Source organism: Sulfitobacter sp. PM12 (genome assembly GCF_045586035.1).
GTDB lineage: Bacteria > Pseudomonadota > Alphaproteobacteria > Rhodobacterales > Rhodobacteraceae > Sulfitobacter > Sulfitobacter pontiacus.
The window spans coordinates 18,361-30,640 of sequence record NZ_CP151531.1; the positions used below are offsets into that span (position 1 = coordinate 18,361).

Genomic DNA, 12,280 nt, shown 5'->3' on the forward strand with positions numbered 1-12,280 from the left:
CAAATGCATAACCAAACCAATCGCCGGAACTTTCTTTCAGCCTTATGGACCTTCGTCGCGCTCAACATCGCGTTCGCCGATATCCTTGGCCTATACACGACCGGTGTCATTCCTGAAGTCATAAGTGGCGTCATCGAAGGCGTAACGATCACGGAAAACATGATGCTTGTCGCCGCGGTCTTCATCCAGATACCCATCGCGATGATTGTCGCGATGCAACTGATGCCGCAACGCTTATGGCGGTTGGTCAACACGACCGCTATCGTCGTCACTGCGCTGTTCGTAATCGGCGGCGGATCACTGAAGCCGCATTACATATTCTTTGCCAGTTGCGAAATTCTCGCCCTAATCGGAATTGCATGGCTTGTCTGGCGGACACCAGCGTTAGGATGGACAAGTTCAGAGCAGTGAATAGCCCATAGCATTGTAGACATTTTCTTACCTACTTTTGAGGCAATGAGGCCGTTTTAGGAAGCCCACTTGACTGGAAGAACGTAGCGGCCGACACTTTTAATCTGAGTTTGCTAGTGCGTTCACCAGAGCTGGTTTTGGTGATCCTAGATCAAGACATACTTGGTTCGGGAGCGTTTGGCCTATCATGTCCTATCAATAATACAGCTTGTTTCGCCTAAACAGACGTTGGTGCAAGATGCAGCATCGGTGTCTCTGGGCTCGACGCTGACTTGCGGCGGTGCAGCATGCTGATTTACATCCGACCGGCAGCAGTGCGGGATATTTTTTGCCGTTCTCCGCTGTAGCACGAAGGCAGGCTCAGCGTGTGTGCAGTTCTGATAGCAATTTGCACCTAGCAAAAAAAATAAGCCGGGAGTACCAGAGCTCCCACGAGAGACACTTAAGGTGACCCGCAAATGGATAAACGAAAGCAATTGACTGCAAAATTGGCCGATCAGATAAATCAAATACCTACTACTCACCCCATTCGCGTTGCGGTTAACGGTCGAATTGCATCTGGGAAGACAACCTTCGCAATGGAACTCGCGAAAACCTTGGAAAGCATGGGACGACCAGTTCTTCACGTTGGGGTGGACGGGTTTCATAACCCTCGGGCCATTCGATACCGTCAAGGGCGCTCTTCAGCGCGAGGATACTACGAAGACGCTTATGATCTGGCCGCCGTTCGTCGGCGACTTCTTGATATTCTGGGCGAAAGTGATGCCGAGCCAGAAGGCTGGTTGGTACAAACCGCATCGTTTGATTTCGAGACAGATAAGCCTCTAGACCCCGACCCAATTTCTGTCACGCGCGATACGGTATTGATTGTTGACGGAAGTTTCTTGCTTGGACCTGTTTTGCGGGAATCTTGGGACTACTCCATTTTTCTAGACGTAACTCGGGATGTTGCAACCGAACGCGGGACGCGTCGAGATGCACCAAAACTTGGAGGCATCTCAGCTGCCAAAGACCTTCATGAAAGTCGCTATCAGTCTGCCTGTGACCTTTACATCCAAGAAAACCGCCCAGAACATTTTGCTCAAGTTATTATTGCGAACGACGACCCATCAAACCCAGAACTTAAAGAGATTCCCAAGAAGCGCTAACCAAGGGGTGCCTAGAGCAGCCATTCGTGCCCCACGCAGCATCAGTCACTCTGGGCTCTTTTTCCTCATTCGCTGCGTCGTGTACGAACGTCTTTTGCTAACGTACAATACGCCCACCTACCGGAGCAGACCCCATAGAGGATCTGCTGGAGGCCATAAATTTTGCTGCGGTTTTCAGTTGGTGGCGCACCACATCCGATACCGCCCTTGCCCGGTCACCTCGCGGATAAGGCCTCGCGTTTCCATCCAGGCGAGGTTGCGCTGGACGGCGGCGCGGCTGGCACCGGTCAGGGTCTCGGCCATTGGAGCGGAGACGACGGGCCATTCGGTCAGCACCGCGCGCAATGCTGTTGGTGTCTTGCCAGAGAGCGGGGCCATCATGGTTTCCGCCCGCGCTGACCATGCCTGGATATCGTCGAGGTGCCGCATCGCGGTCAGGCATGCTGTTTCCATCCCCTCGAACCAACGCTCCAAGCGCTCAGCTGGTGGGCCACTGGCACGCAACCCCCCTGCCCCGCGTATAGCCAGAGGCGCAAAGATGACCCCCCCATTCGAATTCGGGCCTTCGCTGGCGGCAATGCGTGCGGCGGTAACCGCCGCTTCCATCCGGTCGCCCTGTTGCCCGAGGCCCGCAAGGTTCCAGAGGTGAAACCCCATGCAGGCGCGTGTGATCGGGTGCAGGTCGGCGGCTTGCGCCATCAGGTCAAGCCAACCGCCCGCGCGATCCGCAAAGGGCTCGGCTTCATCCGCCATGTTTTCAGGGTCACGGCGATCGAGGAAAGCGGACAGGTCCACCTCTGGGCCGGGACCGCCTGTAAGACGCCGCACTGCCCATCCGACACGCGCGAGCGCTGCGGTGTCGTCCTGCACCCCGGACAAGCGCATGGATATCCAAAGCGCCAGCCGATCCGGGCCAATTCGGTCACCCACAAACCAGCTGAGGTCTGCCGCCTCCATCAGCGCGAGCCTGTGCCGCCAGCCCTCCGGGCCACGGTGCAGACGGTCATCCAGCGCGCCAATCCGGCCAGCCACACGGGCGAGATGGGCAGCATTGCCTGCCTCTGCCTTCCGCCAATCGTCAAGGACTGCGGTTTCACGCAGCTCTGCCCTCGGTCCGGGCGGCAGATAATCCGGCTCCACTTCCATCGGACCGGGCAGGAACCACAGGTCGTCCTCAGACGTCTCTTCAAGCCCTTCCAGATCCTCTAGAGGATCATCAAAACTACCATACTGTGTGGATACTTGAGGCTTCATATGTGCAAAATACGGCAGTTTTGCATTTTACCCAAGTGTTTTGTCAGGGTGCGCCTGCACACTTTATATAGCACGCGCGCGCGGTGGTCTGCGAGATATCTCTGATCGCGCTCAGCGTATGGAACCCAAGGGCTTTGTGATGAACAGCGCCACAGAGCACGCCCTTGCATCTGTTTACAAACGGTCGTTTAGTAACGGTATATGAAATTGCAAACGGCCGATTTTCATGCCCCTGATAGGCTATGCGCGCGTATCCACAGAGGATCAGACCCCCCTGCCCCAGTCTGAGGCCCTGCAAACTGCGGGATGCGTCGAGATCTTCGAAGAGCACGCCTCAGGCGGCAATCGTGCCCGGCCGGTGCTTGCCCGCTTGCTGGAGCGCATTAGCAAGGGCGACACGCTGGTTGTCGTACGGATCGACCGGCTCGCACGGTCTCTGTCGCACCTTCTCGAGGTGATCGAACGGTTGGAGGCCAGGGGGGCGTTCTTTCGTTCCATTCAGGACCCGATCGACACCGGATCCCCGCAAGGCAAGTTCACGCTGCAGGTTCTGGGCGCCGCGGCCGAGTTCGAGCGGGCGCTGATCCGGGAACGTACCAAAGCAGGGCTGGCGAGCGCCCGTACCAAGGGCCGGGTCGGCGGGAACCCTGGACTGCGGGCCAAAGACCCTGCTGCTCTTCGCAAAGTACGGCTGGCGCGACAAGACGGCTACATGGAGCGTCTGAACGAGACGGCACAAGATTGGGTGCCCCATGTGCGCCGGTTGCGACCCGACTTGGCCTGGGAAGACGTGGTGCGCATCATCAACGGCCCCTTGCCCGAGGCGCGTCGCTGGACCCAAAGCCGTCTCTTGCGCGCTGTGAAGGCCTATGTCGGCGACGGCTTCCTGCCGGCCGAGGTGCTGGCCCGCGCCGGGCGCCGCGAAACCGACGACCGTCTGCCCGCCATCGTCGCCGGCATCAAGGGCGCGGACCCCGACATCACGCTTCAGGCGATCTGCACCCGGCTGGAAGCGATGCGCGAACGCACGCCTCGTGGCCGAACAAGATGGCAGCCGTCTTCGGTGAAAATGCTGTTGGAGCGGGCGGAACGACTTGGCCTCATGCCGTACGAATCGAGCCAAAATCAGATGTAGCTTCTGACCCGAATCCAAAAAATTTCACCGGGAGAAAACTCCGCAGGAGGCAGAAAGTGCCATTAGTTGCTTGGGGTTAGCTGCTAATGTGCCAACTCAACAGAGTAGCGGCTCGATTTGGTTAGATCTGCATTTAATATATCTATATCAATGACTTGCTGAGTTTTTTACACGACAACACCTATAGGTGTTGTGGATAACTTTCACACTACATTTAGATTCTTCTTGCCGGACTCACTGGATCGTGGCATTCCCATTCTGACGGCAAAACGCGTCAGACACGCTGTACACCGTCAGAATGACTAAGAGCCTCAACAGAGGCCGAGAGTGGGCGGCAGGACATGGATGATCGTAACATTGGATACACGCAAGGCATAGGCTCTTCCGATATCGGAGCATTTGCCGACAATCTGGCTGAGTCTTTGGATCGCCAGATGAAGATCGCTTTCGAACCCGAAGAACGAAAGTCCCTACGTCGCTTCAGTTCCACCGAAGTCGCCGGCCTCCTGCGCGTAAGCACATCTAACCTGCGCAACCGGCACAAGGACGGCAGCTTCCCGGAAGTGCATACAGACAACCGCGGACACCGGTTCTACACAGCCCAAGAGATTGATGAGTTGCGCGATGTTCTTGGACGCACTGGAAAGAACGCAGAAAGCTACCGCCCAGGTCGACGTGATGGCGATCGTCTCCAGGTGATATCCGTCGTCAACTTCAAAGGCGGCTCATCAAAGACTACTGCAACGATTCATCTTGCGCAAAGGTATGCCTTGCGCGGTTACCGCGTGCTGGTCCTAGACCTCGATCCGCAAGCAAGTTTGACCACGTTTTTCGGCTTTCGGCCCGAGCTTGAGTTCGCCGATGGCGGCACAATCTATGATGCTTTGAGATATGAGGACCAAGTTCCTCTCTCGAACGTCATCCAAAAGACCTACTTCCATAAGCTCGACATGGTGCCCGCCGGTTTGATGCTCTCGGAGTACGAAACCGAGACCGCAAACGCTCTCGCCCGTCGCGTACAGCCCATCTTTGCAGAGCGCCTCGCCTTGGCGCTTGAAGAGGTTGAGGCAAACTACGACATCGTCCTGATCGACTGCCCGCCTCAGCTTGGGTTTCTAACCCTGACTGCGCTGGCAGCCTCGACGGGGCTTTTGGTTACCGTGGTACCTGGCATGCTTGACATCGCATCCATGAGCCAATTCCTGAAGCTTGCTTCAGAAACGGTCAAGGCCGTGGAGGAAGCCATCGGTCGGCGTGTCACATGGGATTTTGTCAAGTTCCTGATTACCAGATATGAACCGTCGGACGGTCCGCAGACCCAAATGGCAGGCTACCTGAGATCAATTCTGGCAGGTCAGGTCATGACAGAGCCAATGCTGAAGTCTACGGCGATCTCCGACGCGGGGATGACCCAGCAGACCGTCTACGAAGTCGATCCAAGCCAATTCATCAGAAAGACAATTGATCGCGCCCTGACCAGCGTGAATGGCGTTGGCGATGAGCTAGAGCAGACGATCCAAATGGCATGGGGGCGTCGCTGATGGCCCGAAACATCTTCAACCAGCCTCCAAGGAATGAGACGGAGAGCGGAGCCCCCTCCCCTACCCCGCCAAAAGCGGCAAAGCTGCCGGGATCTGTTGGAGGATTGCGCGACTCTTTGCGCGAGATCACAGCAAACTCGATTCGCGATATCGAACCCGATCAGATTGACATGGATGGGCTGCGCGATCGGTTGGTGCTGGAAGATTCCAGTATCGATGAGTTGGCCGAGAGCATTCGCAAGCATGGCCAACAAGTGCCCATCATGGTCCGTCCATCAGCCCAACCGGACAGATACCGCATCATCTACGGCCGCCGCAGGCTTGCGGCGATCCGTAAGGTCGGTGGAACGGTCAAGGCAATTGTTCGAACCTTGGACGATGACGCATCTCTGATCGCTCAAGGCCAGGAGAACAACCTCAGGCTTGATCCGTCTTTTATAGAAAAGTCTCTTTTTATCAAAGAGATGCAAGAATCCGGGTACAAACCCGGTGTCATTCAAGATGCTCTAGGTCTGACCCGGCAAGGCGTATCCAACCACAGGGTCGTCATAGAACAACTGCCAGACGGTCTTGTTCAACTCATCGGGCCAGCACATGGGATCGGACGACGGCAGTGGGGTGATCTAGCTGCCTTGTCGGTGAAGGTAGATTTGGTGGACATCGCCAAAGAGGCGCTCGCCGCCCTGCCCGACGACACTCCTAGTTCCGAAAAGTTCCAAGCGGTCTATTCGGCTTGCTCGAGCAAAGCACGTAGCGACAAGAAGCCGCCCAATCGTGGGCTGACTTCGGTCATCAATGATGAGAACGGCAGTTCATTGGGCACGCTGACAATCGATGAGAAGGCGATCGCGCTCAAGGTCACCAAGAAGGACAATCCAGAATTCGGCCAATGGCTCGAAGAGCACGCGGAAGCTACGCTTTTGCAACTCTTCGTACAGTGGCGGAATGAGAGAGGCTCTGGGTCCTAACCCAGGCCACACAGAGCAACACGAGCAGAGGAGAAAAGCGAAGACCCGAAAGAAAAGAGCCCCCCAAAGTTTCCCCTGGAGAGCCCTCATCATCTGATTAGCATCTTTGATGTAGCAACCTCCAGCATACCGGTCAAGAGTCACCGATTCGGTGGACTGATATTTTTTGCCTTTTTCCGCGAAAATTCGAGGAAAGAGACGGGGAAGTTGTGGGCCGAACGGTCGTCGTGAACAAGCCATGGCATTTACAAAACTCTCGATCGAAGCCGCAGGTGCTGATGCAACCCGCGGCTCATTTCCCCCATCTGAAACCGACGTCTGGACCATCTTCAGAGCCCTGAGAGATGCACGCAGCGTGTTTGGTCTACGTCCTGGCCACATACAGACACTTCAAGCAATGCTCAGTTTTCTGAAACCTGGCCATGGCGAAACGGTTTTTGCGTCTAACAATTCACTTTGCCAGCGCGTTGGCGGAATCGACGAACGGACACTCCGGAGGCACATCAACCGCTTCGTTGAACTCGGATTCATCAAGCGCAATGACAGCTCGAACCGAAAGCGCTACCGCGTTCGCTCATCCGGCGGGGAGTGCATCAGTTATGGATTGTCTCTCACCCCCCTGCTCCAACGTGCGAGCGAGCTTATAGCCATCGCGCAAGAGATGGAGAATAACCGGCGAGATCGGATATTTGTCCGCAAACAGATCCTTACAAAGCTCGCCCATTTGGAAGAGCACGATCCTAGCAACGCATTCATCAACCACGCACGGAAAGCTCTACGCAGGAAGCTGAGCCTCCCCGAATACCACGCTCTGCTCGCCAATACAGATGCAGAATGCCAGAGTTTGTCTACCCCGGATGACCCGCCTGAAACTATGGAATTGCCCGCCAATGACGGACAAACTGTCCGGCATCAATCTAAGTCTGAAGAAGAAAAAAAAGATTTAGATAGCAACATAGGCCTTGAGGCCCTGAAACCAGACTTGCTGACCTCAGTCTGCGATCAGGCGACATCGTTCTCCACAGAGAGACTTAGAAACTGGTTGGACATTGAAAACCATGCTCGAACACTTGCACCCATGATGGGCATTCACCCAGAGACTTTCGAGAAAGCCAAGAATGCTGTAGGAGCTCAGAAAGCGTCATGCGCGATCTTCATCATGCTACAGCTTGGAAAACGCATCAGGGATTTTGGAGCGTATTTTCACAGTATCACCCTGGGTCAAAGGCAAAACCAATTTGATCCATTAGCTTTGATCAAGCGACTGTCCGAAAACAATGAGCGAACTGTCTAATGTCCACCGCGGTGGACTTCGAGCGAGAAGCGGCGCTTGTGGCAACCAAAACTGTCCAAACGCACATAGCGGCGCGTGGTGGTTCTTCAGTTTATCTCAGACCAGCAGATGTCCACCGCGGTGGACAAGTGACACACGAGCAAGCCTTGATGAAAATCTGGCCGCTCATGGAAGAAATCGGCGGCCAGGCATTACACCCTAAATGCCTAAAGTTATTGTGGAAGGTCACCGTCTCCAAAGAGGTTTGGAAAGAGCCGCTCTCGATAATCCAACGGAAACGCCAACCGAACCGGCGTCTTCGGCGAGGCGGACGTCATGTATCCGGCGGCGGTCAGTTTACTCAGCGTGTTGCGAGCAGTACGCTCGGACGTCTTGAGCACAATCTGCGCATCGCCTCGTTCCAGTGCCCCATGACGAAGAACCGCCGAGATTAGTTCCGGCGCTCGCTTGTCATCGATGGTATCTGCAACAAGACGACGATACCGTTGGTCCAATCCGCCGAGATCGAACAATCTTGCTGAGAAGCTGATCTGGTCGAGCGTCACCTTTAGGAACCATTCACTAAACGTCTTCAGTGCCGCTTCTGACAGGTTCCCCCGTCCGTCGCGGTCTCCGCGGCGTGGACTGTCGGCCAGATCCATCATCCGTTTGTACTCGCCCCGATCGGTTAACCCGCGGGCCAGCCCACGTGATACGGACCAGAGCCCTTGGCCACCAATCCCCGCTGTGAGGCCCATGGCATGAGACATCAGTCTGCTGACACGGCCGTTACCATCCGGGAAAGGGTGGATGTAGTTGAGCCGGTGATGCGCAGAGGCGATCGCGATGATCCGTCCGCTCGAAGACCGCGCCGCAATCTGAAATCGTTTGTCGAAATGGTCCATGAATGCGGCGACGCGCGACGATGAAGGAGGTAGGTGGCGCCCGACCGCAACTTCCCGATCATCATCCTGGCGCATGCGTCCCGGAACGATGGGCTCTTGTGTGCCGTCGGGATGTTCGATGACCCGAAACTCATCCGGCATCTCGTCGTAGAAGCTCTTATGGACCCAAGTCAGGAATTCGACGGATGTGGGGCGGGGCAGGGTGCCCTTGCGATGCATCTCGTCGATGGCCCGTTGAACGATGACGTGCGCCCGGGCCTCAAGGGCGAGGGGACGGGTTTCTTCCTCAAGCTCGGCACCAGCCAGCGCCCTTTCGATGTCGCGGGGGCGCGTGTTGTGTCCTTCGATCAGGTTGGAGTAGTAGCAGTTCATCACACGGACGAGATCGGCAAGTTCGGCTGCGCTGTCAGGATGCAACCCTTGTCCCAGCCCAGTGGCTTCCCTCTGGATGTCGACCGAAAGGTCTGCCAGTTCTGTAGGAATATGCTCCTCGAAGAAGCAGGGTTCGATCCTGGCGGGTGTTTCCAGCATTTTTGCCGATCTTCCATGTTTGCAAAGTAATTGAAAAATAAACACATTTCGTACTTTCAAGCAAGGTTTTGCCGATATGCGTTGCCGATCTTGCCTGCCGATCTGGAATTGCTGCATGAAATCAATGGCTTCGGCAGAAGGGCCGGGCTTTTCGGTTTTGTTGTGTGCCCAAAGGGGCCGGAAAAAGAGAAAGTGTTCTTCGGGTTTTGTGACTGACGGATGAGGGCCTTTGGGGTCCCTCAGATGGGTCCGGGCCGGGTTCCGGTCTGCCGTTCCGGATGAAGGGCGCTCCCATGCAAACAGGTGTCTTGCGCGTGCTCCGCGCAACCGCCGCCTCCTGGTGGCGGCATAGAGAGCTGCGCCGAACTGGCCAGACGGCGCTGGCACAGCGTCTCGAACGCCAGACCGTCCTGCGTGATCTCGGCTATCTGAAGCAGGCGGCGTCATTGCCAAACGCGCATGTGATCTGCGGGGATGGCGGGACATTCCTCCATCTCGGTTGGACCACCGTTTCGACTCTCGCGCCCATCGAGCGCTTTCCCTTGGCCGCCCTCGCGGTCGCACGAGGAACGCCGTTCATCGATATCCGATCCGTCACCGATGTCACCGCCTTCGCGAACTTGCCGTGCGTGGCGCGGGACGGATCGGTCGACCCTGACCCTTGCGGTCCTGGCAGGTCCGTCTCGCTGACCACCTACATCGACATGGTCGAAGGGCTCGGCGCCAGGATCATCAACGATCCGAGGCCCCGTCAGTCAATCTGATCACCACTCCCTCTCATCAACACTCGAAAGGACGCCAGCCATGGCCCGATCCCGCACGCCCAAATTCGATGCCTCCGAGGTCATCACAAACGAAATCATCCGCATCATCGAGCGCGGCGTCCTGCCGTGGCGCAAGCCATGGACCGCAGGTGGCAGCTCTCGTCCCCTGCGCGTGGGCGGAGAACCCTACCAGGGAGTGAACAACTTCCTGCTGACGATGCGGACCGTGATGGCGGGCCACAGCTCTCCCTTCTGGATGACGTTGCCGCAGGCCAATGCCTTGGACGCAAAGGTCCGCAAGGGCGAGAAATCCTCTGTCGTCGTCTATTACGGTCAAAGCCGGAAAGACGCGGGCGGCGATGAGCATGACCGCAGCGACGGGGATGATCACTCCGAGGAAGCCCGCATCTTTCGCTTTCAGAAATCCTACCGCGTGTTCAATGCCTGCCAGATCGATGGCCTGCCCGATAGCTTCTTCCCCGACCCGGAGCCCGCGCCCGAGCATCCGCCGTCCGAGCCCATCCCGCATATGCAGGCGTTTTTCGATGCCCTCGATATCACGACCGTCTTCACGGGGACGGAAGCCTACTACCTGCCGCCCGTGGACAAGGTGTTCATGCCGTCGATCGCGCGGTTCGAGAACCCGCGGAACTTCTACGGGGTCTGGGCGCATGAGCTGGCTCATGCCACAAAAGCTCCCCATCGACTGAAGCGTGATTTCGGTCTCTCAAAGTTCGGTAACACCTCATACGCGCGCGAGGAGATCGTCGCCGAACTGACCTCGGTGTTTCTTGGGCAGACGCTCGGCTTTACGGCGCATACGCTCGAGATGAACGCGGCCTATCTCTACAACTGGCTGCGCGTTCTGCGCTCTGACAAGAACGCGATCTTCAAGCACGCCGCCGATGCGCAGCGCGCATGTAATTATCTGATCGCCAGATCAGAGGCGGGCAGGGCAGAGCGCAGCGCCAAGGCCGCTTGACCTATGCTTTGCCGCAAAGCAGAAAATGGCAGCTGTGAGCCCGAGTTGTGGTGTGCTGCAAATCCGTAAGATGTCCGCTGCTCGTCCGTGGGCCGTTGGTCTGTTCATGCTCTCGGTGGGTGGTCATCTGAAATTTGGACCTATTTAACTAAAAGCATACAAAACGCAGAATTGAAGTTCTGCATATGAAACAAGGAAAAACTCATGACTTCTTTTGATCTTTCGCGCCGTGGATTGATTCTGGGCGCCGCGGGTGGCGCCGCCCTTCTTGCCGCCGGACGCCCACACCCCCTGCAAGCCGCGGGCCATGCAACGGCACCACTTCCAACCTTCTATGATCGTATGGTAGGCAATCTGCGCGTGACGACATTGCTGGACGGGTATTTCAAGCTCGATCAGAATCTTGTGACGAACCTCGGGGACGAGCAAATCGCGGAAGGAATGAAGGCGGCCTATCTTGACCCCGCGAATCCGATTCCGCTGGCAATCAGTACTCACGTCATTCGCCAAGGAGACCAGGTCAGCTTGGTCGATGCTGGTGCGGGCAGTGCCTTTGGACCAACAGCAGGCAGGTTGCGCACATCGCTGGAGTTGCTTGGCGTTGCACCTGAAGACGTGACGCGCATTGTGTTGACGCACATGCATCCGGATCACATCGGGGGATTGATCGCAGATAATGGCCCGGTCTTCCCGAATGCATCGTTGCATGTCAGCGAAACCGATCATGCCTTCTGGACGGACGAGATGATCGCATCGGGTGCGCCGGAGTCTTCGCAAGGTTTCTTTGCCTTGGCACGTGCTGTCAGCGAGGCCTACACTCAGCGGACCGAAATGTTTGGCGACAATACCGATCTTGGTGGCGGCCTCACCACTTTGGCAATGCCGGGGCATACCCCAGGACACAGTGGGGTCCGTGTGTCGGATGGCTCTGATCAGTTGATCATATGGGGAGACAGCACAGCTGTGGCGTCGCTGCAGTTTAGCCACCCTGATGCCGGTATCGCCTTTGACGCAGATGGCGTGCAGGCCGCCGAGACGCGCCGCCGTGTCTTGGATATGGTGGTTGCCGACAAGATCGCCGTTGCGGGCACCCATTTGCCGTTCCCTGGTATCGGTCATGTCGAAGAAAAAGACGGGGCCTACGCTTGGGTTCCAGAAGAATGGCAGCACATATAAAGCAGTCGTCCCACCAAGCTGAGAGCTGGTCGCGGATTTTCGGACCGGTCGTTACACTTAGGTAGCTACTCAAGACCTCGGCGAAGATGACGAACCGGACACGCTACGCCTGCTGAATGGCGCTGTCGGACCAATTCCAATTTGTCCGACAGCGCTACTAGGGCGACATCATGCTGACAACCCGCGCGATTG

Annotated in this window: 11 protein-coding genes; 9 read left to right on the forward strand and 2 right to left on the reverse strand. The window is 56.7% G+C overall.

Going from position 1 to position 12,280, the window contains the following annotated elements:
• Positions 1 to 3: 3 nt before the first annotated feature.
• Both AADW22_RS15575 and AADW22_RS15580 read left to right on the forward strand, forming a co-directional pair.
• On the forward strand, positions 4 to 411 hold the full coding sequence (locus tag AADW22_RS15575; protein ID WP_407474647.1) for a DUF6326 family protein: 408 nt from the start codon (positions 4 to 6) through the stop codon (positions 409 to 411).
• Positions 412 to 869: 458 nt separating this feature from the next.
• Positions 870 to 1,559, forward strand: coding sequence for a hypothetical protein (locus AADW22_RS15580; RefSeq protein ID WP_407474648.1), 690 nt, complete (start codon positions 870 to 872; stop codon positions 1,557 to 1,559).
• A gap of 174 nt (positions 1,560 to 1,733) precedes the next feature.
• Here the strand turns inward: AADW22_RS15580 and AADW22_RS15585 are convergent, their stop codons facing one another.
• Positions 1,734 to 2,813 carry a hypothetical protein gene (locus AADW22_RS15585; RefSeq protein WP_407474649.1) on the reverse strand — a complete coding sequence of 360 codons (1,080 nt, stop codon included), beginning with the start codon at positions 2,811 to 2,813 and terminating at the stop codon, positions 1,734 to 1,736.
• A gap of 226 nt (positions 2,814 to 3,039) precedes the next feature.
• On the opposite strand from AADW22_RS15585, the gene AADW22_RS15590 reads away from it, so the two are divergent.
• The 4 genes from AADW22_RS15590 to repC all read left to right on the forward strand — a co-directional run bounded on the left by AADW22_RS15590 (position 3,040) and on the right by repC (position 7,751).
• Positions 3,040 to 3,948: a recombinase family protein gene (locus AADW22_RS15590; RefSeq protein WP_009807966.1), complete on the forward strand. Its 909-nt coding sequence runs from the start codon at positions 3,040 to 3,042 to the stop codon at positions 3,946 to 3,948.
• 341 nt (positions 3,949 to 4,289) lie between these two features.
• Positions 4,290 to 5,489: a plasmid partitioning protein RepA gene (repA, locus tag AADW22_RS15595; protein WP_009807965.1), complete on the forward strand. Its 1,200-nt coding sequence runs from the start codon at positions 4,290 to 4,292 to the stop codon at positions 5,487 to 5,489.
• Positions 5,489 to 6,457, forward strand: a complete 969-nt coding sequence (gene repB / locus AADW22_RS15600) for a plasmid partitioning protein RepB (protein ID WP_024099295.1) — start codon at positions 5,489 to 5,491, stop codon at positions 6,455 to 6,457. Before repA ends, repB begins: the two co-directional genes overlap by 1 nt.
• Positions 6,458 to 6,695: 238 nt before the next feature.
• On the forward strand, positions 6,696 to 7,751 hold the full coding sequence (gene repC / locus AADW22_RS15605) for a plasmid replication protein RepC (RefSeq protein ID WP_009807963.1): 1,056 nt from the start codon (positions 6,696 to 6,698) through the stop codon (positions 7,749 to 7,751).
• A 212-nt stretch (positions 7,752 to 7,963) separates the two neighbouring features.
• Here repC and AADW22_RS15610 read toward each other — a convergent pair whose 3' ends face one another.
• Positions 7,964 to 9,166, reverse strand: coding sequence for a Fic family protein (locus AADW22_RS15610; protein ID WP_009807962.1), 1,203 nt, complete (start codon positions 9,164 to 9,166; stop codon positions 7,964 to 7,966).
• Between the two features lie 293 nt (positions 9,167 to 9,459).
• Between AADW22_RS15610 and AADW22_RS15615 the strand changes: the two genes are divergently transcribed.
• From AADW22_RS15615 to AADW22_RS15625, 3 genes are all read left to right on the forward strand, one after another.
• On the forward strand, positions 9,460 to 9,930 hold the full coding sequence (locus AADW22_RS15615; protein WP_009807960.1) for a hypothetical protein: 471 nt from the start codon (positions 9,460 to 9,462) through the stop codon (positions 9,928 to 9,930).
• A 40-nt stretch (positions 9,931 to 9,970) separates the two neighbouring features.
• Positions 9,971 to 10,912, forward strand: a complete 942-nt coding sequence (locus AADW22_RS15620; RefSeq protein WP_009807959.1) for an ArdC family protein — start codon at positions 9,971 to 9,973, stop codon at positions 10,910 to 10,912.
• Between the two features lie 204 nt (positions 10,913 to 11,116).
• Complete coding sequence (locus AADW22_RS15625) at positions 11,117 to 12,088, forward strand: MBL fold metallo-hydrolase (RefSeq protein ID WP_009807958.1); 972 nt, start codon at positions 11,117 to 11,119, stop codon at positions 12,086 to 12,088.
• The last annotated feature ends 192 nt before the right edge of the window (positions 12,089 to 12,280 follow it).